Raw genomic sequence first — 22,986 nt, forward strand, 5'->3', positions numbered from 1 at the left:
TCTTGCCTCAGTGCGGAAGCGACCTAAACCTTCTCCACCAGCAGGTTGCGGTAGGCGGCGCGCAGCGGTGCCATCTGGCGGAATCCGATCCGGCCGCCGCCCAACACTTTGTCCGACGGATCGTGCCACTGAAAGAGCCTCAACCCGTTGATGGCGAACTCCACCCGTGGCCCTTCTTTCACGACGTTGAGGCGGTAGAAACCGGCGGCGTCTTCCGTGGGCGGCAGCGGATCCGCGCCTTGGGCCACCAGTTCGAAGCCGGCACTCTTGCGGAGATTGCACGTGCGGAAGGCGCGCTCGGACTGGTGTTTGTGCCGGAAGTAGGAAACGTGCAGTACATCGATGTCGCCCGAGTGGTACTGCGGGTAGTACCCGGTCCGGGGCGCGAGCGAAGGGCTGAAAAGGTCCAGCCCGCCCTGTCCGGCGGCCGCGAAGAACAGCATGGCCAGGCCCGGTTCGGCGAGCGGCAGGAAATCCCAGCTGATGCGGATGCCGTCCGGAAACTCCTCGGGGCACCAGAAGGTCCAGTGCGCATGGTCGCCGAACTCGCCGTCATCCAGGGTGCCGGACAGCTCCAGGGCGCCGTTATGTCTGCCGAGGCCCAAGGGCCCTTCCGCCACCCAGCCGGCGACATCGTCCGGGCCTGCCAGCGGGTTGCTGTAGAGGACGCCCGTTGCCAAGCCCGCGGCGTCCACCTAGCCCTGTCCCGACGTCGTACCCAATGCCGGCTCAAGGACTCCGTATCCCAGCCGGCCAAGCTGCCGGGCCACCTCCCCGGCCACCAGCATGGCACCCTGCTGCGAGAAGTGGGTGTTGTCCGCCAGGCCACCGGGCCAGCGGGCGTGCTCACCGGGCGCGAAGTGGCAGAAGAGGTTCCGCGATCTGTCGCGCCCCAGCCGCAGGTACAGGTCCCGGGTCCAGGCGTTCAGGTCCACCACCGGCACGCCCAGTTCCAAGCCGAGTTCGCGGACCACCTCGGGGTAGTCCTCCAGGCTTGCCTCCAGGACAGCGCCCGACGCCGGGCCGTCGCCCTGGTGCCTGGCGTCGAGGAAGTGCCGCCGCTCCACCGAGGTGCACAGGAGCGGCGCGGCGCCGGCCCCGTGCACCTCGTCCACCATGGTGCGCAGGTTGGCCGCGTATCCGGTTCGCGCGGCGAGGTGCTGCTTCTTCTGGTCGTTGTGGCCGAACTGGATGAGCACCGCGTCGCCGGGCCCGGCCTCGGCCAGCAGGTCCGCCCAGAGTCCCTCGTCGCGAAAGGATTCCGTGCTTGCCCCGCCTTTGGCGAAGTTGTGCACCGAGCCCCACCGGTAGGTATGCGGCGGAAGTTGCGCTCCCCAACCGCTCATCGGGAACTCTTGGGTGGGGCAGTCGGCAACCGTGGAGTCGCCGGCCAGCAGGATTTTCATGGTGTGCTTCCTCCAGTACGGGGTCAGCCCTTGACGGAGCCGATGAGCATGCCCTTGGCAAAGTGCTTTTGCAGGAACGGATAGAAGATCAGGATGGGCAGGGTGGCCACCACGATCACCGCAAACTTGATGCCCTGTTCCGGCGGGATGTAGTTGGGGTCCACGTTGCCGGTGCCCAGGAGGTCCGAGGCGGCGGTGACCTGCCGCAGGTACATCTGCAGCGTCCACTTGGAGTTGTCGCTCAGGTACAGCAACGGGGACATGAAGTCGTTCCAGATCCCCACGGCGTAAAAGAGCGCGAACGTTGCGAGCACCGGCTTGGACAGCGGCAGCAGGATCCGCCAGAGGATGCCGATCTCGGTGGCGCCGTCCATCTTGGCCGATTCCTCAAGCTCGGCAGGGAGTTCCTGGAAGAAGTTCTTGATGATGATCAGGCTGAAGGGGTTGATGGCCGCCGGCAGGATCAGGGCCCAGTAAGAGTTGAGCAGGCCCAGGTCCTTGACCAGCAGGAAGGTGGGGATCATGCCGCCGGAGAAGACCATGGCGAAGACCACCAGCGACAGGATGACGTTCCTGCCACGCAGGCTTTTCTTGGCCAGCGGGTAGGCCATGGTCACGGTGAAGGCCAGCTGGACCAAGGTGCCCACGGCGGTGACCAGGATGGTGGTGACCAGGGCGCGGGTGAACGCCGGGGTGGCGAAGATGTACTCGTAGGAGCCCAGGGTGAATTTCTCGGGCCAGACGAAGAATGCCCGGCGGGTGATCTCCGCTTCGGTGGCGAAGGACCCGGCGAAGACGTAGACGAACGGCAGCAGGGTGATGATGCCGATCAGGGCAAGGAACACATAGTTGACGGCGTCGAAAACCCGGCCGCCGCGGGTGTTGTGGATTTTCATGGCTAGAACAGTCCGCTCTGGTTGAATCGTTTGGCCAGCCAGTTGGTGCCGAAGATCAGCACGATGCCCACCAGGGATTTGAACAGGCCCACTGCCGTGGAGTAGCTGTAGGCGCCCTGGGTGATGCCCACGAAATAGACGTAGGTGTCAAAGACGTCCGCCACCTCGCGGTTGAGGGCGTTGGTCATCAGGTAGATCTGTTCGAAGCCGGTGTTGAGCATCTGCCCGATGGCCAGGATCAGCATCACGATGATGGTGGACCGGATCGCGGGAAGTGTGATGTGCCAGACCCGGCGGAACCGGCCGGCGCCGTCGATGATGGCGGCCTCGTACTGGTCCTGGTCCACCGTGGCCAGGGCGGCCAGGAAGATGATGGTGCCCCAGCCGGTGTTCTTCCAGATGTCCTGCAGCACGATCAGGGGCCGGAACCACGCGGGATCGGACAGGAAATCGATGTTCGTGCCCATGACGTTATTCAGGAACTGGAACAGCGGGCCGATGTCCAGGGCGAACAGCAGGAAGCTCAGGGACGCCACGATGGTCCAGGACAGGAAGTGCGGGATGTACACCAGGGTCTGGACCGTGCGCTTGAGGACGGACAGGCGTACCTCATTGAGCAGCAGGGCCAGGACGATGGTCAGCGGGAAGGCGATGCCCAGGTTCAGGAATGCCAGGATCAGGGTGTTGCCCAACAGCCGGGGAAAATCCGGGTTGGCAAAGAAATCCGTGAAGTTCTGCACTCCCACCCAGGGGCTGCCGTTTACCCCCAGGAACGGGACGTAATCCTTGAACGCGATGGATACGCCATACATGGGGGCGTACCGGAACACCGCGAAGTACACCACGCCTGGCAGCAGCAGCAGGTACAACCACTTGTAGTGCGCGAAATGGACGGAAAACCTGCCGTTCTTCCGTTCCCGCACGGGCGGCCGGTTGGCCGCCCGTGCCTCAGCCTCGACAACGGGGGCTGCCATTTACTTGTTGTCCTGCCAGAGCTTGTTGATCTCTTCCTTGACCTTGTCGCCGCCGCTGGTGTTCCACAGCTTGATGGCGTCCTTGAGCCCCTGCTCATCGATCTGGCCCGCCAGGTACTTGATCCGGGCATCGGCCACGATGTTGTCCAGCTGGGCCCCCTTGGCCACATAGGTGGCGGAAACGTAAGGCGCTGCCGGGTTGTAGACGGCGCTCTTGAGGTCCTCCGCCATGACGTCGGTGCGCTTGTCGAAGACCTGCTGCTCGTAGTCGCTGGCCTGCTTGACCGGGTAGAACTGGTTGCCGGCAACGTTCATGCCCAGCTGGGCGTAGCTCTTGATGTCCGTGGTGACGGCCTTGCTGGCGTCCGTTTCCGGCTTGACCGGAGCGGCCTTGCCGTCCACCACCGTGAAGTTGACGCCCTCAATGCCGTTGTTCAGCAGGATGCCGGCATCTTTGCCGTTCAGGGTGTTCAGGAATTCCAGGACCTTGTCCAGTTCGGCTTCCGTCCGGACACTGGCTTTCGGGACGGCCAGGAAGCCGGAGTAGCCGTCGGTGGGGTGGGCGTGCAGCTTGCCGTCGGGGCCTTCGAGGTTGCCCACGAAGCCCACCTTGTTCTGGAAGTTGTTGGGATCTGCCTGCTTGAACAGGTTGATGAGGACGCTGACCCGGGAATCGACGTCCACGATGATGCCGCCCTTGCCGTTGAAGAACGGCTCATTCCATTTGGTGCTGTCGAACGTGGCGAAGTCGGGGTTGATGAGCTTCTCATCCACCATCTTCTTGATGAAGCGGTCCGCTTGGAGGAACTCGTCGGTCTCGAAGCTGGGTACCAGCTTTCCGTCCCGCTCGGTCCAGCGGTTGCCGGCCCCGAACCATTCCTCGATGACGTCGTAGGGGCTGTTGCTTCCCAGCGCGCCCCATTTGGGAATCGTGATGCCGTAGGTGTCATTCTTGCCGTTGCCGTCCGGGTCCTGCTCGGTGAACGCCTTGGCCACCTTGTAGAGGTCCTCCACGGTCTTGGGCGGCTGCAGGCCCAGCTTGTCCAGCCAGTCCTGCCGGAACATGACCGCGGTCCGCATCGGGGCGCGGCCGCGGAAGATGCCGTAGACCTTGCCGTTGACGCTGGCGTTCTGCTGGATGTCCGGGTAGGTGGTCTTGAGGTTGGGGTACTTGTCCAGCTTGCCGGTGAGGTCCCAGAAGGCACCGGCCTGGGCGTTCTTGACGAACCCGGGGCTCTTGCCCTGGATCACCATGACCTGCGGGATGTCCGATCCTGCCAGGGTGATGTTGGTCTTGTCCTCGTAGGAGGCGTTGGGAGCCCAGTTGATCTTTACCTGCTTGCCGGTGATCTCCTCCAGCTTCTTTTGCACTGCGCCGTCCGCGCCGGGCGGCTGCGCCTCGAGGAAGGGCGCCATGATGGACACCGAAGTGAGGTCGGCGGCCGGGGCGTCACCTCCGCTGCAGGCCGTGAGGGACAGGGCCGCGGCGGTGACGACGGCGGCGGCCAGGGAAAGTTTCCTGCGGATCATATTCTTCCTTTTCCACTTCATTGGGGTTCATTGGGCCTTAGGGCCAGTATTGATACGTTTCATTTAGAAGCCGGGCATGGCCTGGCCGCACCCGGAAGGAGGGCGGTCAGGCGGTGGAGGCTCCCTGCAGGGCGGCCCGGCCATCCGGTTCCACTGCCAGCGCTTCGGCTACCGATTGGTCATTCGCGGTGAAGAAGCGGTCGCAGAGCCAGCCGGTCAGGAAGAGCCAGGCTCCGATGCTGAAGAACGGAATCAGGCCCGGGAGCGCCGCGCTGGCGTACGCCGCGGCGGCGGTGACGAACAGCAGGATGACGGTTCCCGCAAGATGCCGCACGGCAAAGCGCGACGACGTCAGCAAGTACTGCCGCAGCGGCAGTTCGTAGCGGGCGTACATGGGAAACACGTAGCACGCTGCGCCGGCCAGGAAGATTGCGGCAACAAAGATGCCTGCCGCCATGAGCTGCGCGAAGAGCCCGCGCCCCGCCGAAAAGTAGTTCCAGTTCAGGGCAAGAGCAACGGAGACGGCCATGACCGGCAGTGCAAGGATGTTCGCGCGGCCAAAATTCCTGGTGTATGCGGCGGCAAATCCGCGCACCAGCGGAGCCGCCTCCCCCCGGGCCCGCTTGCGCACCAGGATCTGCGCCGCGGCCGTGGCCGGCCCGGCACCAAGGATGCCGCCACCCATCAGGGTGAACACGATCCACAGCAGGTTCAGGCCCGCAATCCATGCGAGCGTGTCAAAGAATGAATAGGCACGCGCACTGAAGGTCCCTGACAGCATGGCTGGGCTCCCTTCTGTTCTCCATCGTTGCAGAGGCGAAGCGGAAAGTGTCCCGCATCACGCTGGTAATCGGTTTCTCGAAAATCTAGACCTGCACCGGCATCTCGGTCAAGTGAATTTTTGAATCGTTACATAGCTGGACTGGCAATGCCTCCATGCCGCACACTGAACGGTGGAAAGCGCTTGCTGACAGATGACGGGCGCTACAGGCTGGTGCCCGGACGGGCAGGACGGAGAACCATGGGAACGGCAACGGAAGCGGCCGGCAAGGGCGCCGGAACCGCCCCGGGGACTGCGGCGCGGGTGGCACTGGTGGGCGTGCACGGCTTTGGCACCCATCACCTCCGGAACCTTGAACGCCTGCAGGCGGCAGGCGCCGTCGAGCTGGTGGCGGTTGCCGATCCGCAGCCGCCCGCGCCAGGTGCCGTGCCGCCGTCGGCCGCCATCCACCCCGGGCTCGACGAGCTCCTCCAGGCCGCCGGGGACCTCGACTTGGTCATCGTGGCCACCCCCATCCAGACGCACGCCCCGCTGGCCCTGGCTGCCCTTGCCACGGACGCGGAGCTGTACTTGGAAAAACCCCCCGTCGCGTCCCTTGCCGATTTCAACCGGCTGTGTGCCGCGGCGGAGGATTCCGGGCGCGGTGTCCAGATCGGGTTCCAAAGCCTCGGTTCGCACGCCCTGCGGGCCATCGAGGAACTGCTCGCGGCCGGCACCATCGGCACCTTGGAGGGCATCTCGGCCACCGGCCGCTGGGTCCGGGACCGGGCCTACTACAAACGCTCGCGCTGGGCCGGGAAACGCAGCATCAACGGCGTGGACGTGGTGGACGGCGTCGCCACCAATCCGTTGGCGCATGCCGTGGCAACCGCCCTCCGGATTGCTGGGGCGCGCACCACCGCTGACATCGCATCCGTGGAGACCGAGCTGTACCGGGCCAACGACATCGAATCGGATGACACCTCCGTGATCCGGATCCGCACCACTCCAGGCCTGCCCATCACCTGCGCGCTGACCATCTGCGCGTCCGAATCCGTTGAGCCCTGCGTGACCCTGCAGGGCTCGGCCGGCACCGCCGTGTTCCACTACACCGAGGACCGGCTCAGCATTGAAACCGCAGCCGGGCGCAGCGAAAAGACGTATGGCCGCGATGACCTCACCGAGAACCTGCTGGCCCACCGCGCCACCGGCGTTCCGCTCACCAGCAGCCTGCTGGACAGCGGAGCCTTCATGCTGGTGCTGGAAGCGGTCCGGACGGCGCCGCTGCCCTCCCCCATCGATCCCGCCCACGTCCGGTGGGAGGGCGACGGCGACTCAGCCCACGCCGTCGTAACAGGTATTGAGGCCGCGCTGGAACGTGCGGGCCGGGAGCACGCCACCTTCAGCGAGCTGGGACTCCCCTGGGCCGTGTCCGCCCCGGCCACCTTTGATATTCCGGCTTCCTGATGGGCGGCCAGTTCCGCGACGCCGGTCACCTGCACGCAGCCAACCTGCTGACGGACGGGCTTTCCGCCTGCCTGGCTGCTTCGCCGGCCCCCGCGTTCAGCTGGCGGCTGGCCCAGGGCGACGGCGACGATCCCGCCCTGGCACAGCAGACCGGCTACGAGGTTGAGGTCCGGGACACCCGGGGCGCGCTGGTGTGGGGCTCGGGTCCGGTAGCTTCCGCATCCCAGCGCGGCGTGCCCTATGGCGGCCCCGCCCTGGCGGACGACTCGGACTTCGCCTGGCGCGTGCGCATCCATGATGCTGCCGGCAGGGCGGGCTCCTGGTCTTCCCCGCACCCCTTCAGCACCGGCCTGACGGATGCGTCCTGGCAGGCCGGCTGGATCAGCCGGGCCCCGGGCGGGCGCGCCCCGCTGGAAATCCACAACCGCGCCCTGCGGGTGGCAGGCTCGCCGTTCCTGCCTCTGCCGTGCCCCGCCGTCCGCAGCGTCCGGATCCAGGCCCGGCTCCGGCCCGTCATGGGCAAAGCCGGCATGATCCTGCGGAGCAGCGGACCCGGGACGGGCGTGCTGCTCGAACTGGGCCCGGCCGGAGAACTGGTACTCCGCCGCACTCCGGACTGGGAAATCCCCTCCCCCGCCGCCCCGGATTCCGAGGTCCTGGGAACCGCCGCACCGGCAGGAGACCGGCAACCTGGTCCCGGATCGTGGCAGGACCTGGATATTAGCGACGACGGGCTGACCATCCGGGTGTCGCTGGGCGGAACGGAACTGCTGGTGGTTGACGTACCGGCATCCGCGGACAGCGGCGAAAGGGCCGCCCTGCACCAAGGACCCCGGAGCCAGGCGGAGTATGCGCGGCTCAAAATCACCGGGGAGGTTCCCGGCCGTTCCGGAACCATCCTGCTGGACCACCGTTTTGACGCCGCCGAGGACGACGCGCTTGCGTCCTTGGCACAATGGGACCGCACCACCGGACACCGGCAGCCCGACGAGTGGACCCTGTTCCGGGGCACCTTGGAGCTGGACGGGACGGTCCGGCGTGCCAGGCTCTTCGTGGCGGCACACCACCACGCGCAGGTTTCGGTGGCCGGAACGCCCTGCCTCGGCACCACCTCGTTCGGCTACCCCGGCGAGGGGTATTTCGATGCCGCCGACGTCACCGGGGTCCTGGCGGCACATCCGGCCGGTACGCCCGTGCCGGTGACGGCCCTCCTCCACTGGTACGGTCCGGGCCAGGGCCGCGCCGCAGGTGTTCCCGGCCTGTTGGTCAGGCTGAGTGTTGATTACGACGACGGACGGCGCGGCGTCCTTGTCTCGGGCCCTGGCTGGCGTGCCGGCGAGGCCCCGTACCGCCAGTCGGGCTACCGCAATGACGAGGGCGACCCCGTGGAGCACCTGGATGGCGAGGCCGCAGCGTCCCTGGACATCACCGAAGACCTTCCTGCCGCCATCAGCGCCGGCCGGCACCCGACGTCGGACTTTCCCCGGCTGCACGCCCGCCGGACGTTCCTGGGCGGGGAGTTCGTGGCACCGCGGCGGTTCCTTGCCGCGGAGGACGGCACCCTGGTGGCGGACTTCGGGCGCGTCATCCCGGCCCGGCCCGAGGTGGACTTCCTGGCCGGCGTCCCGGGGCGCACGGTCATGCTCCGGGCCGGCTACGTCCTGCGCCCGGACGGCAGGGTGGATGCCGGAAAGACCCCCAGCCAGAACACGGATATGTCCTTCCCCTACACCCAAACCGCCGGGCCACAGCAGTTCCGGGCCTCCGTCCACCTCGGCTTCCGCTACTTGGAACTGCCGGGCGTGGAGGCGGCGGACGTGTCACGCGTCGGCGCCGCCACGGTCTACGGCAGCCACCCCGGCGAGGGCAGCTTCACCAGTTCCGACCCCGTCCTGGACGAGGTCGTCGGGCTGCTGCGCGATTCTGCGCTCTACGGTGTCCAGGAGCAGTTCGTGGACACTCCCACCCGGGAAAAAGGCCAGTTCCTGGCCGACGCCGCCAACATTTCCTACGCCACCATGGCGTTCTTCGGCGAACACGCCTACACGGCGCAGGCACTGCGGGAATTCGCCTGGTCAGCCGGCCGCTACTGGAACACCGGGGCGGACAAGGGCCGGTACAACGCCGTCTATCCCAACGGCGACGGCAAGCGCGACATCCCCGATTTCTCCCTGATGCTGCCGGAGTGGGCGGAGGAGTACCACCTGCGCTCCGGAGACCTGGGCCTGGTCCGCGAACTGCTTCCCCACCTGTGCGACACGGCCGACTACGCCATGCGCTGCATTCCGGCGGAGGGCCCGACGGCGGGACTGGTCACCAGGCTGGGCGGCGGCTCGGGCCCCTACCTGCACGGCATCGTGGACTGGCCCGCACCCGGCCGGTTCGGCTACGACATGGAGTGCGCGGCCAAGACCACCGTCAACGCCCAGGCCTACTCGGCTCTGGTGTCAACGGCACGGCTCTGCAACCTGGCCGGCCAGGAAGACGCCGCCGTCCGCTACGCCACGGCAGCCCGTGCGCTGGCCGCCGCCATCCGCGGCCGGCTGCGCGTTGGCGGGGTCATGGTGGACGGACTCCACGGGGACGGGACACCCAGTGCCCACGCCTCCCAGCACGCCACGTCCTTCCCGCTCTCACTGGGCATCACGGACCCCGGCCACGCGGACGCTGACGCCGACCGGATCGCCGGAATGGGCATGCGGCAAGGCCCCATGACGGTGCACCGGCTGGTCCGTGCCCTGCTGCGCCAGGGCCGCGTGGACGCCGTCCTGGACCTCCTCACCGCCAAAGACCAGCCCGGCTGGGCACGGCTCCTGGACCGCGGAGCCACCTTCACCTGGGAAGCCTGGGACCTGGCCGAGGGGACCGACTACAGCCAGTCGCACGCCTGGTCCGCGTCCGTGCTCAAGGAGATCCTCGAGCACCTGCTCGGCATCCGGTACGCCGTGCCCGGCGGCACCGCGGTGGTGATCGAACCGCCGCTGTGCCAGTTGGAGCACGCCCGCGGCAGTATCCCGGTGGACAACGGATACGTACAGGCGAGTTGGCGCAGGCGCGGAGGTTCGGTGGAACTGGAGTGCACGGTTCCACCGGGCACCACTGCCACCGTGAGGCTGCCCGCCGGCACCTACGGGGTCAAAGGGCCCTCCGCGGATGCCGTCGTCGTACCTTCCGCCCCCTTGGGCACCGCGGACGGCGCCGCCAGGGAATTCCGCGTGCACACCGGCACCTGGACGTTTACGCCCCGGTAGTTTGCACTGGAGGCCGGGCGCGCCGCCCGTGCCGCCAGAGCAGGAGGCCGATGACCATGGCGGACAGCATGCCCAGGCAGCCGGTGGCCACCAGGCCCGCCCGGACTCCGAACTGCTCGGTCAGCCAACCGGCCAGGAGGCCACCGAGCGCATGTCCGCCGAGCAGGAGGGGCAGGTACAGGGCCATGACCCGGCCGCGGATGGCGGGCCCGGCCTCGAGCTGGACGGCGGTGGCGGCGCTAGTGAGGAACAGCAGCGTCATCATGCCCACCACCACCAGCATGGCGATGAAAAGGCCCACGGTGGGCATGAGCGCCGCCAGCAGCTGGGACAGGCCGAAAAGGCCGGCCGAAGCCACAATGCCTTTCCGGCCCATGGTGCCAAGCCGGGCGGCCAGGAGCGCCCCGGCCAGGGCGCCGACGGCGCTGACGGTGTTGAACAGGCCGAAGCCTTCCACGCCGTTGTGCCACACCCGTTCGGCGAACGCCGCCAGGACCACCGGCCCGTTCATCCCGAAGGCGCCCAGCAGGCCGGCGAGGAGGATGAGGAGCAGGAGCCGCGGCCGCTCCCGTACATAGTGGAGGCCGGCAAGCACCTGGCCCCGGCCGCGTCCGGCGCGCGGGCCGGGATACAGCTCGCTGGTCCGGATGGCCATGATCAGGCCCAGGACACCCACGCCGATCAGCGCGTTGGCGGCAAAGGCCGCCGCCGGTCCGGCCTGGGCGATGAGCAGCCCGCCCAACGCCGGGCCGGCCATGCCGCCCAGTTGGGACAGCGCATTGTTCAGTCCGATGGCCGGCCGCAGCGCGGCGTCTCCCACCACTTCATTGACGAACACCTGCCTGGTGGGCTGGTCCACCGCCGCAATGATGCCCAAGGCGACGCAGCTGGCGTACACCACCCATACCGTCAGGGTGCCGCTCGCGGCCCACGCCGCGAGGCCAATGCCCAGCAGCACGATGACGGACTGGCATACCATCATGATCCGGCGCTTGGGAAAGAGGTCCACTACCAGCCCGGCCAGCGGGCCCACCACCAGCATGGGCAGGAACTGCAGGGCGACGGCGGCGCCCACCGCTGCGGGGCTTCCGGTCAGCTGCAGCACCAGCCAGTCCTGGGCCAGGCGCTGCATCCACACCCCCAGGCTGCCGGCCAGCTGCATGCCCAGGAACAGCCGGTAGTTGTGCTGCCTCAGCGGGTGGTACCACCGGGGTTGGCCGGGCCCGGGGCGGCCGCGTTGACCGGTACGGGCGCGTTGATCGGTTCGGGCGCGGCGCAACGGCACAGCTAGCGTCGGGGCCGGCCGGACCGCAGTTTTACTGCCGCCGCGGCGAGGATGAGGGTGCCGGGGACCACCACGAAGAGCGCCGCGAGCATCCAGACGAACACCACGGCGCAGAACAGCGCGGCCGCGAGCAGCAGCGAACCGGTCCAGTCGCGCAGGGTCATTGCCTGCCCGGCATGGAGGGCCGTGCGCCAGGAGTCCCCTGCGGTGGCGCCTTGGCCGGTTGCGTCGGTCCAGGCCGAGGCGGTGCGGAGCAGCACGATCGCCGCTCCGGCCGCCAGGAGCAGGGTGGCTGGCAGCACCACTCCACGGCCCGGCAGTTGCCCCACCCAGGCGAGCAGGAGGTTGAGGACAATGACGACGGCGGCTGCCGCCGTCGTCAGGCCCAGCTTCCAGCTGCCGGGCAGGGCCGCCCTGAAGAGGCGCCAGAGTCCGCGGACCGAATCATCCCGGCCGGCCAGGTGCCGTTCCAGGTGGGCGATGCCGGCCGCGTAGGCGGCCGGAAGGGTTACCAGCGGGACGGACAGCACCAGCACCAGCAGGCCTGCCAGGAGGGTTTCGGAGAACAGGGCAAACCGGTTCACCGGGATGGGCTCGTGGCCGGAAACTGGGGTGGTGCTGTCCATGGCGCTCATTTTTCTCTCCGTTGTCCGTTAGCCCTTGAGGCCCTGAGTGGAAACGCCCTCGACGATGTACCGCTGGAAGATCAGGAAGAAGATCAGCACGGGGAGCAGGGCCAGGACGGACATGGCGATCATGGCGCCGTAGTCCGAGGACTGGGTTTGGTCCACAAAGAGGCGCAGGGCCAGGGGCAACGGGTACTTGTCGGGGGTGTTCAGGTAGAGCAGCGGGCCCAGGAAGTCGTTCCAGCTCCAGATGAAGGAGAAGATCGAGGTGGAGATCAGGGCCGGTTTCATCAGGGGCAGCATGATGGAGGTGAAGATCCGGACGTGCCCTGCGCCGTCGATGCGGGCTGCTTCGTCGAGTTCGGCGGGCAGGTTGCGCATGAACTGCACCATGAGGAACACGAAGAACGCGTCTCCTGCGAGGAACTTGCCGATGAGCAGGGGGACGTAGGTGTCCACCAGTCCGAGCTGCTGGAAGATGATGTACTGCGGGATGATCACCACGTGGAACGGCAGCAGCAAGGTGGCGATCATCATGCCGAAGAACACGCTGCGGCCGGGGAATTTGATCCGGGCGAAGGCGTAGGCGGACACGCTCGCGGAGAGGATGGTGCCGACGACGGCGCCGATGGCCAGGATCAGCGAGTTGGTGAAGAACTGCAGGGTGGAGACCCCGCCGATACCGTCCATCGCGGTGGCGAAGTTGTCAAAGCTGAAGTTGCTGGACCACAGCGAGGTGTTCTGGCCGCCGATTTCCGAGTTGGGTTTGAACGCGGAGGCGATCATCCACAGGGCGGGGTAGAGCACCACGCAGGTCAGCAGGAGCGCTGCGGCGTGGAAGATGGTGCTCTTGGCGCGTTTGGCGGTGGTGGATTCGGACTTCGGGTTGTGGGCCGGGGCTGTGGCGCCCGGGGCCGGCTGGACGGGGGTTGCCGTGGTTGTCATTTTGCATCACCGCTGTAGTGGACCCAGGACTTGGAGGTGCGGAAGAAGATCAGCGTGATGATGCCGACCACGATCACCAGCAGCCAGGCCATGGCCGAGGCGTAGCCCATCCGGAAGTCGCTGAAGCCGCGCAGGTAAAGGTAGAGGGTGTAGAAGAGGGTGGAGCCGGCGGGGCCGCCGTCACCGTTGGAGATGATGTAGGCCGACGCGAAGATCTGGAACGCGTGGATGGTTTCCATCAGGAGGTTGAAGAAGATCACCGGAGAGAGCATGGGCCAGGTGATGTTGAAGAACTTCCGCACCGGACCGGCACCGTCCATCGATGCCGCCTCGTAGAGTTCGCCCGGGATCTGTTTCAGGCCGGCCAGGAAGATCACCATCGGGGCGCCGAACTGCCACACGGTCAGCAGGATCATCATGGGCATGGTCATGGACGGATTTCCCACCCAGCCGCCGATGTTGATCCCGAAGAAGGACAGGCCCTGGTCCACCGGCCCGGAATCGCCGAACATGGCCTTCCAGACGATCGCGATGGACACCGAGGCCCCGATCAGGGACGGGGCGTAGAACGCCGACCGGTAGAAGCCCTGGCCGCGGCGCTTGCTGTTCAGCAGCATCGCCACCGCCAGGGCCGCGGCGAGCTTGAGCGGGGTGCCGAAGACCACGTAGGACAGGGTCACGCCCACGGACTGCAGGAAGCGCTCGTCCTGGAAGAGGGTGGCGTAGTTGTCGAAGCCGATCCACTTGGGCGGCTCGAACAGGTTGTAGTTGGTGAACGAGAGGTACAGGGAGGAGATCATCGGCCCGACCGTCAGGGCGATGAAACCCAGCAGCCAGGGCAGCAGGAAGGTGTAACCGGCGCGGGCATCCGCCCCGCGCTGCCGCGACTTGCGCGGCAACGCGGTACCGGAGTGCCCCTGGCGCCTGCTCAGGGTTGGGCTTTGAGTCACGAGTTCAATCCGTCAGTCGTGAACACTCGATCAGGCACTGGCCGGATCAGGCGTTCTGCTTGATGAGGTCTTCGGCTTCCTTGAACCACGCGTCGACGGCACCGTCAACGGTGAGCTTGCCGTAGTTGAGGTCGGAGGCAATCCGGCCGAACGATGCTTCCAGCGTGCCGAACCCGACGATCGGCGGCTCGGGTGCGTCCTTGAGGTACTGCTCGATGGACTTCTCGTAATCCACCACCAGCTTGTCGGCGCCATCGAACGTGGTGCCGTCGCGCTGGGTCTTGGAGGCCGGAACGCCGCGGGAGGTCTTGAAGATCTGGCCCACCTCGGGATCGTTGACCATGAAATCGATGAAGCGTGCCGCCGCGTCCTTGAACTTGGTCTTGGCGCTGGCCACCATCAGCATGGACGGCTTCAGGAACAGGCCCAGGTTGTTCGGGTCATCCGAGGGCACCGGTACCAGCTTGAGTTGCTTGGCGCCGCTGTCAGCCAGGTATCCGGCCATGAAGTTGTCCCAGGTGACCTCGGCGGCACTGACGTTGGAGCCAAACGGGGACTTGGGCTTGAGCTGGGTTACCCTGTCTTCCGGCACGAGGGCCTGGGTTCCGCGCAGCTTCGAGTTGAGGTTCCACCAGGTCTTCAGGTCGTCCTTGCTGAATCCCAGCTTCCCGGCGCTGGTGAAGGCCTGGATGTTCTTCTGGCGGAGCCAGATGTTGAACTGCCACCAGACACCGGTGAAGTCCGTGGAGCCGAAGAGGGTGCCGTTGCCCTTGTCCCCAACTTCCTTCAGGAACGACTGGAATTCGGACCAGGTCCATTTGCCGGTGGGTTCGGCGATGCCCAGGGAGGCCAGCTTGGCAGGATCGTAGTAGACCGCGAAGGCGTTGGTGCTGGTGGGGATGCCGTAGGTCTTGCCCTTGATCTGGCCGGACGGCAGGAGTGATTTCTCGAACGCGGAGGTATCGATCTTCACCGTGCCCAGGTCCAGGAGCTGGTTGCGCTGGCCGTAATCGCGCAGGTAGGACAGGTCCCACTGCATCACGTCGGGCAGGCCGCCGCCGGCCGCTTCGGTGGCACGCTTCTGCCAGTAGCCCGCGAAATCCGTGAAGTTGCCGTTGACCTTGATGTCCGGGTTCTTTGACTCGAACAGGGCGATGGCTTTGCGGGTCCGCTCGGCGCGGTCGTCGTTGCCCCACCAGGTGTAGTTGATGGTCACGGGTTTTTCAGCGGATCCGGTCTGGCCGGATGAGCTGCCTCCGTTCCCGCAGGCTGCCAGGGCTGCGGCAGATGCGGTGCCGATGGCCACGGTTGTGAGGAAATGCCTTCTGTTGATCACGGGAGCCTCCTTGCTCTTTGGGTGCCTGCCTTGGCTCGGTCTACAACGTAAGTAGTGAGCTGGCTAACATGGCGTCTGAAACGATACAATAGCTGCATTCGGATTAATGGGCAAGCGTTTTCCAAGCCGCCAGGCAAGCGTTTTCCAAGAAAGCGTTTCCTCATTGCGAACCCCGCCTCACAGTTGACAAAGGAGTCCCATGACACAGCAGGAAAGCCCCGGCCCGTCCAAAGTGTGGAGCAACATTGGGGGCATCGCTTTCGGAGGCGACTACAACCCCGAGCAATGGCCCGCCAGTGTCCGCCTGGAGGATCTGGACCTCATGCAGGAAGCGGGCGTGAATTTCCTCAGCGTCGGCATTTTCTCCTGGGCCCTGCTGGAACCCGCCGAAGGGCACTACGAGTTCGGCTGGCTGGACAAAGTACTGGACAACCTCGCCGGGATCGGCGTGAAAGTGGCCCTGGCCACCGCCACCGCCGCACCTCCGGCCTGGCTGGTGCGCAAACACCCGGAAATCCTGCCGGTCAGGGCTGACGGGACCGTGCTGGGACCGGGCTCACGGCGGCACTACACGCCGTCGTCGGCCGTGTACCGCCGCTACGCCGCCGGGATCACCCGCGCACTCGCCGAACGCTACAAGGACCACCCCGCGCTGGCACTGTGGCATGTGGACAACGAAATGGGCTGCCACGTCTCGGAGTTCTACGGCGAAGAGGACGCAGCCGCCTTCCGCACCTGGCTTGAACGCCGGTACGGGAGCATCGCTGCCTTGAACGCTTCCTGGGGCACGGCATTCTGGTCCCAGAACTACGGCTCCTTCGAGGAAATCCTGCCGCCCGCCGTCGCACCGTCCACCCTGAACCCGGGCCAGCAACTGGACTTCCAGCGGTTCAGCTCGTGGGCGCTGATGGACTACTACCGGGAGCTGGTGGCCGTCCTTCGCGAGGTGACCCCGGACATCCCCTGCACCACCAACCTGATGGCCTCAAGTGCCACCAAATCCATGGACTACTTCAGCTGGGCCAAAGACCTGGACGTCATCGCCAACGACCACTACCTCGTGGCCGCGGACCCGGAACGCCACCTGGAACTCGCGTTCAGCGCGGACCTCACGCGCGGCATTGCGGGCGGTGACCCGTGGATCCTGATGGAACATTCGACGTCGGCGGTCAACTGGCAGCCGCGCAACCAACCCAAGATGCCCGGCGAGATGCTGCGCAATTCGCTGGCCCACGTGGCCCGCGGGGCGGACGCCGTGATGTTCTTCCAGTGGCGGCAAAGCTTCGCGGGGTCGGAGAAGTTCCACTCCGCCATGGTGCCGCACGGGGGACGGGACACGCGGGTGTGGCGTGAGGTGGTGGAGCTTGGCGCGGCCCTGCAGCGCCTCGAACCCGTGCGCGGTTCGCGGGTCCAGTCGCGTGCCGCCATTGTCTTCGACTACGAGGCCTGGTGGGCCAGCGAGATCGACTCCAAACCGAGCATCGACGTGAAGTACCTGGACCTGCTGAGGGCGTTTCACCGGTCACTGGTCCTGCGCGGAGTCTCCGTGGACCTGGTGCATCCGTCGGCGTCACTTGACGGCTACGACCTGGTGCTGGCGTGCACCCTGTACGCCGTGTCCGATGAGGACGCCGCCACCATCGCCGCCGCGGCTTCGCGCGGGGCCACGGTCCTGGTCAGCTATTTCAGCGGCATCGTGGACGCTCAGGACCATGTGCTGCTCGGCGGCTACCCGGGCGCGTTCCGCGATCTCGTGGGCGTCCGGGTGGAGGAGTTTTATCCGCTGCTGGCCGGAGCCCAGCTCAAGTTGAGCGACGGGACCACCTCTTCCATCTGGAGCGAGCATGTCCACCCTGCCGGCGCCGAGGTGGTGCAAACCTTTACCGAATACCCGCTGGAGGGGGTTCCCTCCCTGACCCGGCGGCCTGTTGGGCCAGGGGCGGCCTGGTACCTGGCCACCCTCCCGGACGCCAACGGCATCGAAGCCCTGGTTGACAAGCTGCTGGCCGAATCGGGCGTTTCGCCCGTCGCCGCTGCCGATCCCGGGGTGGAACTGGTGCGGCGCCTGTCCGCCGACGGGCGCAGCTTCCTGTTCGCCATCAACCACACGAGGGCGGATGCCGCCGTCTCAGCCACTGGCCAGGACCTGCTGACCGGTGGCCCCTTCCCGGGCACCGTTCCTGCCGGCGGCGTCGCGGTGGTGGCGGAGGGCCAGGCACAGTCCTAAGGACGGCCGACGGCGGCACCGGCTTGGGTGCCGCCGTCCACGGAACGCTCGGTCCCGTTAAAAGTGGACTGCGCCTTAAACACCTCCGCCCCGGAAAGGAACCATCGGTTCCCGCCGGGGCGGAGCTGCCACCCGCCGTCGGACGCCTCGGGCGGGGAGGCGTCCACCCGTGTTGTCCGGAGCCGTGTTGGCGGTGTGAAGATCAGCTGCTGATGGCGGACTTCATCTCGTCCGTGGCCTTCTTTCCCGCGTCGGCCGGGGACAAGCGGTCAAACAGGACTTCCGAGGTGTAGCGCTTGATGATTTCCTGGATCGCTCCCGCACCCTTTGGCGGCGGCGCCGGGGCTTCGCCGAGTTCGCCTTTGATCTGATCGATGAAGGTGACCACCTTGACGTCTGCCGGGGTCAGTTTGGGCTGGATGGCTGCCCGGACATCAGCGTTGGGATACACACCACGGTCCGCCAGGAGCGCTTCACCGGCTTTGACGTTGTTGGTCAGGAAGTTGATGAACTTGGCCGTTTCCTGCGGGTGCTTGGTGCGCGAGGAAGCGGACCAGAACTGCGAGGCTTTGTACCAAAGCTCCGCATCGGCTGCCGATCCCGTCTTGGTGGGGAACCGCAGGATCTTGAGGTCTCCGCCGCTGGCCTTCTCCAGGGCTGGCGCCTGGTTGGACCACCAGAACGCCATGGCGTTCTTGCCGGTCGCCAGGCCGCTCTGGTCAAGGGGCGCAGCCTCAGCCTCGACCACCTCCGATGCGGAAGGCACCGCCTTCTTCTGGCTCAGCTCCTTCAGGAATGCCCACCATTCGGCGATGTCACCGGACTCAAAGCCCAGCTTGCCGTCGGATGTGTAGAGGGACTTGCCGTCCTGCCGGAGCCAGACGCCCAAGGAGGCCTCATCCGTTCCGTACGCTGCCGCTCCGTAGGTGCCCTTGGGCGACTTCGCGGTGATCTCGGCGGCGATCCGGCCGAAATCGTCCCAGGTCCATTTGGTGTCATCCGGCAGCGGAACTCCGGCGGCCTGGAAGACTGCGGGATTGGCCAGGATGGTGGCGGCGTTGATGCCGGCCGCGATGCCCGTCAGGCCCTTCTGGCTCTTGCCTGCATTCAGGGCCGCCTCATCCAGCTTGGAGGTGTCGATGTCGTACTTGGACAGATCCAGGAGGGCGCCGCGGCTGGAGTACTCGGTGATGTATTTCTCGTCCATCTGGATGATGTCCGGGGCGTCGTTGGCTGCCACCTGGGTGGCGAGCTTGTCCCAGTAACCGCTCCAGTCGCCGAATTCCGGTTTGATCTTGATTTTGGGGTTTTCGGCTTCGAACTGCTTGATGGCTTCCTGCGTCAGCTGGGCGCGCTTGTCGCCGCCCCACCAGGAGAAGCGAAGCTCAACGGTTCCGTCGGCGCTCTGCGGAGCTGCTCCACCGCCGCAGGCACTGAGGGCCATGACGGCGGCGACTGCGGCTGCGACAGCACCCGCCGTACGGGTTCGGCGCGATGAGCGTGACGGTGGTGCCCCTGCCGGCTGCTTGGCAGCGGATGCAGGACGGGGAAAAAGCGGCACTGTGTAACTCCGATCTTCTTTGATCCAGGTGCGGTGATGTTGGGGGGTGGCCGGGGGCGGAGCCGTCGAGGTTTCGAAGAGGGCCTCAGGCCGTGAAAGCGCTTTCTGCATCTAATACTACAAGTCTAAAACTTGTATTACAAGGTGTTCGGCGAAGTGCATCCGCCCCGTGACGCGCGAACGGCCCGCCGCTGGCGACGGGCCGTTCAAACAGGTGGTGCAGGGGGTGCGTGGCGCCGGGTGCGGCCCGGCGTTACTTGATGCCCGTGGTGGCGATGCCCTTGATCAGGAACCGCTGGCCGAACAGGAACACCAGGAAGACCGGCAGCAGGGACACGATGGACATGGCGAACAAGGATCCCCAGCTGGTGGCGGACTGCGAGTCGACGAACGCGCGCAGTGCCACGGGAACGGTGAACATATCCGGGTCCGTGAGGTAGATCAGGGCGCCGAAGAAGTCGTTCCAGGTCCAGATGAACGTGAAGATCGTGGTAGTGGCCAGGGCCGGCACCATCAGCGGCAGGATTACGCGAAGGAAGATGCGCGGATGGCCGGCTCCGTCGATCCTCGCGGCCTCGTCAAGCTCCTTGGGGATGCCGCGGATGAACTGCACCATGAGGAAGACGAAGAACGCATCCGTGGCAAGCAGCTTGGGAACGATCAGCGGCCAGAAAGTGTTCACCCAGCCGATCTGCGAGAACAGGATGTATTGCGGCACGATCACCACGTGGAACGGGAGCATGATGGTCAGCAGCATGATGCCGAAGAACAGCTTCTTGGCGGTGAACTGCAGCCGCGCGAACGCGTAGGCAGCCATCGAGCATGAGACCAGGTTGCCCAGGATCGAGCCGATCACCACGATCGCGGAGTTGATCATGTAGTGGCCGAACGGGTGCGTCAGGGCCGACCATCCGGAGGTGTAGTTGCTCATTTCCAGGCTGTTCAGCCACAGGCCCGGTTCACGGAAGATCAGGTCATTCGGCCGCAGCGAGGAGACCACCATCCACAGGAGCGGATAGATCATCAGCCCGCCGGCCAGGATCAGGATCCCGTGCTTCATCAGCGATTTACCGCGCTGGGCCCTGCTGAAGGCCAGCGTTCCCCGGGACTCGCGGACCCTGGGCTTGCGGTTCGTAGGCTTGCCGGCGCCCCCGGACTTCTTCTCCGGGGTGGGCAGCGTCTCAAGCTTAGTCGTCATAGAAAACCCAATACTTAGAAGCGATGAAGTTGATGGCGGTGAAGACGCCGATGATAAGCAGCAGCACCCACGCCATGGCTGAGGCGTAGCCCATGTCGAACTGGCCGAAGCCCTTTTGGTAGAGGTACAACGTAAAGAACATCGTTGAGTCCGAAGGTCCGCCGTTGCCGCCGGAGACGATGAACGCCTGGGTGAAGGACTGGAACGAACCGATGATCTGCAGGACCAGGTTGAAGAAGATGATCGGGCTGAGCATCGGCATGGTGATCCGCCAGAACTGCTGGAGCGTGGTGGCACCATCCACCCTGGCCGCCTCGTAGTACATGTTGGGGATCTGGCGCAGGCCCGCGAGGAAGATGATCATCGGAGCGCCAAAGGTCCAGACGTGCAGCAGGATGATCGATCCCAGGGCCGTGCTGGGATCCGAGATCCAGCCGGGACCCTGAATGCCGAACATGGCCAGGACCTGGTTCACCAGGCCGGTGGTGCCGAAGATCTGCTTCCACAGGATGGCGACGGCGACCGAACCGCCCAGCAGCGACGGCAAGTAGAACACGGAACGGTAGAACGGAAGGCCGCGGAGCCCCTTGTCCAGGACGAGCGCGATCAGCAGTGCCACGGCCAGCTGCAGTGGAACACCCACCAGGACGTAGGTGAACGTAACCCGCAACGAGTTGTGCAGCCGGGCGTCGCTGAGCATCCTGGTGAAGTTGTCCAGCCCCGTCCACTCGGGCGGCTGCAGCAGGTTGTAGTCCGTAAACGAAAGGTAGAGGGACATCAACATGGGGCCGATGGTGATGGCCACCAAACCCACCAGCCACGGGAGCAGGAAAATGTAGGCGGCCTTGTTGTCCCGCCTGTTGGCCTTCTTCTCCTCAGCGGTGGCTTTGCCCTTCCGCCGGCTCAACGAAGACAGTTCGCTGATGGCGCTCACGGTTGCTGCTCCATCACGGACAGCAGGCAAGCGTCGGCCGGCAGCGGGGCCGGACGGCGCGTCTTGGGAATATGCTTTGCGGCCATGTGGTCTCCTTTGGTCATCGTGGCCTCCACGTTTCGGTCATCGCCAGGCGATGGGGGTTCGGGACTCCCTTCGCGGGCCCGCTGCATGCCCGTCAGGGCTGGAGCAGTTCCGCCCGCCGGGAGCGTCGTTCTAGAAAGCGGCTCCGTACCAAAGTAAACGGTTTCTTGACTCCTGTACAGCCCTTTGTTAGTTTTTGAGAAAACGTTTTCTGTTGCATCTGGCAAGGGGACGCGACCACCAGAATAAGGGGGACAACAATGAGGTTTGGTCTCAGGAAATCGGTCATGGGAATCACCGGCGCCGCCGCCGCGCTGGCCATGGTCCTTACCGGCTGCGGCAACAGCCCGCAGGCCGGGAAAGTGGGGACTGCGGAGGATCCCGTCACCATCCGGTTCGCCTGGTGGGGCAACGACTCCAGGGCGAAGACCACCATGGAGGTCATCAAAGCATTTGAAGCCGCCAACCCCACTATCAAGGTCCAGGGCGAGAACACCGAATTCAGCTCCTACTGGGACAAAATGGCCACCCAGATCGCCGGCGGAACCACCCCGGACGTCATCGCCATGAGCGGCGCCTATCCCAGCGAATACTCCAGCCGCGGCGTCCTCCTGGACCTCGACAAGGTGAAGGACCAGATCGACACCTCGAAGTTCGCCGACGGGACCGTTGAGCTGGGCAAGATCAACGGAAAGCAGTACACCATTACCGCGGGCGTCAACTCCATGTCCATGGTCCTGGACCCCAAGGTCTTCGAGGCCGCCGGCGTGCCGCTGCCGGACGACGAAACCTGGACCTGGGACGACTACGCACGGATCGCCGCCGAAATCACCAAGAAGTCGCCGGCCGGCACCTTCGGCACGACCCCCATGGCCAACGACTCCTTCCTCGCCGTCTGGGCACGCCAGAATGGCCAGGAGCTCTACACGGACGACGGCAAGAAGATGGGCATCAGCGAGGACACGCTCGCCAAGTGGTTTGAGCTCAACAAGAAGCTGATGGAAACCGGCGGCGCCCCGTCCGCGTCCCAGACCGTCGAGGACGGGTCCGCCCAGCCTGAGATGACACTGATGGGCCAGGGAAAGCAAGGAATGAAGATTTCCTGGAGCAACCAGATGACGTCCTACTCCGGCGCCCCGCTGGTCATGGTGAAACTTCCCGGCGAAAGCAGGACGCCGGGGGCCTGGCTGCGTTCGTCGATGGAATACGCCATCTCGTCCAAATCCGCCCAGCCCAAGGAAGCGGCCCTGTTCATCAACTACCTGGTCAACAACATGGACGCGGCCACCAAGATCAAGAGCGACCGCGGCATGCCCGCCAACACCGAACTGAAGGCGGGCATCACTCCCCTGCTCAAGGAAACCCAGCAGAAGGAAGCCACCTACCTGGACCGGATCGCCGCCATGAAGGTTCCGGCACCCAAGCCCTTCCCGGCAGGATCATCCGCAACCCTGGAAGTTTTGAACCGTTACAACACGGATGTACTCTTCGGAAAGATCGCGCCTCGGGACGCTGCCAAAGGCATGATTTCAGAGGTCAACCAAAACCTCGCCTGA

General features: G+C 65.7%; 18 protein-coding genes. 4 read left to right on the forward strand and 14 right to left on the reverse strand.

The features are described 5' to 3' along the window. Window positions 1-23 precede the first annotated feature (23 nt). The 6 genes from C563_RS0109365 to C563_RS0109390 all read right to left on the reverse strand — a co-directional run bounded on the left by C563_RS0109365 (window position 24) and on the right by C563_RS0109390 (window position 5,587). Window positions 24-680, reverse strand: coding sequence for a DUF1961 family protein (locus C563_RS0109365; RefSeq protein WP_231369864.1), 657 nt, complete (start codon window positions 678-680; stop codon window positions 24-26). A gap of 15 nt (window positions 681-695) precedes the next feature. Further along, a complete protein-coding gene (locus C563_RS0109370; RefSeq protein WP_018761790.1) occupies window positions 696-1,406 on the reverse strand; it encodes a rhamnogalacturonan acetylesterase in 711 nt (236 codons plus the stop codon). A 23-nt stretch (window positions 1,407-1,429) separates the two neighbouring features. Then, window positions 1,430-2,302: a carbohydrate ABC transporter permease gene (locus C563_RS0109375; protein WP_018761791.1), complete on the reverse strand. Its 873-nt coding sequence runs from the start codon at window positions 2,300-2,302 to the stop codon at window positions 1,430-1,432. 2 nt (window positions 2,303-2,304) lie between these two features. After that, complete coding sequence (locus tag C563_RS0109380; RefSeq protein WP_018761792.1) at window positions 2,305-3,276, reverse strand: ABC transporter permease; 972 nt, start codon at window positions 3,274-3,276, stop codon at window positions 2,305-2,307. After that, entirely contained in the window at window positions 3,277-4,806 is a 1,530-nt protein-coding gene (locus C563_RS0109385; RefSeq protein WP_018761793.1) for an extracellular solute-binding protein, read from the reverse strand. It lies immediately after the preceding gene. Between the two features lie 106 nt (window positions 4,807-4,912). Beyond that, window positions 4,913-5,587, reverse strand: coding sequence for a YesL family protein (locus C563_RS0109390; RefSeq protein WP_018761794.1), 675 nt, complete (start codon window positions 5,585-5,587; stop codon window positions 4,913-4,915). A 240-nt stretch (window positions 5,588-5,827) separates the two neighbouring features. Between C563_RS0109390 and C563_RS0109395 the strand changes: the two genes are divergently transcribed. Both C563_RS0109395 and C563_RS0109400 read left to right on the forward strand, forming a co-directional pair. Beyond that, on the forward strand, window positions 5,828-7,033 hold the full coding sequence (locus tag C563_RS0109395) for a Gfo/Idh/MocA family protein (protein ID WP_018761795.1): 1,206 nt from the start codon (window positions 5,828-5,830) through the stop codon (window positions 7,031-7,033). Next, window positions 7,033-10,284, forward strand: coding sequence for a family 78 glycoside hydrolase catalytic domain (locus C563_RS0109400; protein WP_018761796.1), 3,252 nt, complete (start codon window positions 7,033-7,035; stop codon window positions 10,282-10,284). Before C563_RS0109395 ends, C563_RS0109400 begins: the two co-directional genes overlap by 1 nt. Here the strand turns inward: C563_RS0109400 and C563_RS0109405 are convergent. The 5 genes from C563_RS0109405 to C563_RS0109425 form a co-directional block, all read right to left on the reverse strand. Continuing rightward, complete coding sequence (locus tag C563_RS0109405; protein WP_018761797.1) at window positions 10,271-11,446, reverse strand: MFS transporter; 1,176 nt, start codon at window positions 11,444-11,446, stop codon at window positions 10,271-10,273. The genes C563_RS0109400 and C563_RS0109405 overlap by 14 nt on opposite strands. 125 nt (window positions 11,447-11,571) lie before the next feature. Next, window positions 11,572-12,204, reverse strand: coding sequence for a hypothetical protein (locus C563_RS0109410; protein ID WP_018761798.1), 633 nt, complete (start codon window positions 12,202-12,204; stop codon window positions 11,572-11,574). A gap of 18 nt (window positions 12,205-12,222) precedes the next feature. Then, window positions 12,223-13,140 (reverse strand): carbohydrate ABC transporter permease, encoded by a 918-nt coding sequence (locus tag C563_RS0109415; RefSeq protein WP_018761799.1) that lies wholly within the window; start codon window positions 13,138-13,140, stop codon window positions 12,223-12,225. Further along, complete coding sequence (locus tag C563_RS0109420; protein WP_026264595.1) at window positions 13,137-14,090, reverse strand: carbohydrate ABC transporter permease; 954 nt, start codon at window positions 14,088-14,090, stop codon at window positions 13,137-13,139. Before C563_RS0109420 ends, C563_RS0109415 begins: the two co-directional genes overlap by 4 nt. Window positions 14,091-14,136: 46 nt before the next feature. After that, window positions 14,137-15,426: an ABC transporter substrate-binding protein gene (locus tag C563_RS0109425; RefSeq protein WP_018761801.1), complete on the reverse strand. Its 1,290-nt coding sequence runs from the start codon at window positions 15,424-15,426 to the stop codon at window positions 14,137-14,139. Between the two features lie 199 nt (window positions 15,427-15,625). Between C563_RS0109425 and C563_RS0109430 the strand changes: the two genes are divergently transcribed. After that, the gene (locus tag C563_RS0109430) at window positions 15,626-17,653 is read left to right on the forward strand and encodes a beta-galactosidase (protein WP_018761802.1); all 2,028 of its coding nucleotides are present in this window, start codon (window positions 15,626-15,628) and stop codon (window positions 17,651-17,653) included. A 202-nt stretch (window positions 17,654-17,855) separates the two neighbouring features. Here the strand turns inward: C563_RS0109430 and C563_RS0109440 are convergent, their stop codons facing one another. From C563_RS0109440 to C563_RS0109450, 3 genes are all read right to left on the reverse strand, one after another. Then, complete coding sequence (locus C563_RS0109440; protein WP_026264596.1) at window positions 17,856-19,214, reverse strand: ABC transporter substrate-binding protein; 1,359 nt, start codon at window positions 19,212-19,214, stop codon at window positions 17,856-17,858. Between the two features lie 253 nt (window positions 19,215-19,467). After that, a complete protein-coding gene (locus tag C563_RS0109445; protein WP_018761805.1) occupies window positions 19,468-20,412 on the reverse strand; it encodes a carbohydrate ABC transporter permease in 945 nt (314 codons plus the stop codon). After that, window positions 20,402-21,346, reverse strand: a complete 945-nt coding sequence (locus C563_RS0109450; RefSeq protein WP_018761806.1) for a carbohydrate ABC transporter permease — start codon at window positions 21,344-21,346, stop codon at window positions 20,402-20,404. Before C563_RS0109450 ends, C563_RS0109445 begins: the two co-directional genes overlap by 11 nt. Before the next feature lie 371 nt (window positions 21,347-21,717). Here C563_RS0109450 and C563_RS0109460 point away from each other — a divergent pair, with 371 nt between their 5' ends. Beyond that, window positions 21,718-22,986, forward strand: coding sequence for an ABC transporter substrate-binding protein (locus tag C563_RS0109460; protein ID WP_018761808.1), 1,269 nt, complete (start codon window positions 21,718-21,720; stop codon window positions 22,984-22,986).

This window comes from Arthrobacter sp. 135MFCol5.1, from assembly GCF_000374865.1.
GTDB lineage: Bacteria > Actinomycetota > Actinomycetes > Actinomycetales > Micrococcaceae > Arthrobacter.

Bases quoted from the DNA above. Each gene is read 5' to 3' on its own strand.
- C563_RS0109370 (WP_018761790.1), bottom strand. From the start codon at position 1,406: ATGAAAATCCTGCTGGCCGGCGACTCCACGGTTGCCGACTGCCCCACC.
- C563_RS0109375 (WP_018761791.1), bottom strand. From the start codon at position 2,302: ATGAAAATCCACAACACCCGCGGCGGCCGGGTTTTCGACGCCGTCAAC.
- C563_RS0109380 (WP_018761792.1), bottom strand. From the start codon at position 3,276: ATGGCAGCCCCCGTTGTCGAGGCTGAGGCACGGGCGGCCAACCGGCCG.
- C563_RS0109385 (WP_018761793.1), bottom strand. From the start codon at position 4,806: ATGATCCGCAGGAAACTTTCCCTGGCCGCCGCCGTCGTCACCGCCGCG.
- C563_RS0109390 (WP_018761794.1), bottom strand. From the start codon at position 5,587: ATGCTGTCAGGGACCTTCAGTGCGCGTGCCTATTCATTCTTTGACACG.
- C563_RS0109395 (WP_018761795.1), top strand. From the start codon at position 5,828: ATGGGAACGGCAACGGAAGCGGCCGGCAAGGGCGCCGGAACCGCCCCG.
- C563_RS0109400 (WP_018761796.1), top strand. From the start codon at position 7,033: ATGGGCGGCCAGTTCCGCGACGCCGGTCACCTGCACGCAGCCAACCTG.
- C563_RS0109405 (WP_018761797.1), bottom strand. From the start codon at position 11,446: ATGCAGCTGGCCGGCAGCCTGGGGGTGTGGATGCAGCGCCTGGCCCAG.
- C563_RS0109410 (WP_018761798.1), bottom strand. From the start codon at position 12,204: ATGAGCGCCATGGACAGCACCACCCCAGTTTCCGGCCACGAGCCCATC.
- C563_RS0109415 (WP_018761799.1), bottom strand. From the start codon at position 13,140: ATGACAACCACGGCAACCCCCGTCCAGCCGGCCCCGGGCGCCACAGCC.
- C563_RS0109430 (WP_018761802.1), top strand. From the start codon at position 15,626: ATGACACAGCAGGAAAGCCCCGGCCCGTCCAAAGTGTGGAGCAACATT.
- C563_RS0109445 (WP_018761805.1), bottom strand. From the start codon at position 20,412: ATGACGACTAAGCTTGAGACGCTGCCCACCCCGGAGAAGAAGTCCGGG.
- C563_RS0109460 (WP_018761808.1), top strand. From the start codon at position 21,718: ATGGGAATCACCGGCGCCGCCGCCGCGCTGGCCATGGTCCTTACCGGC.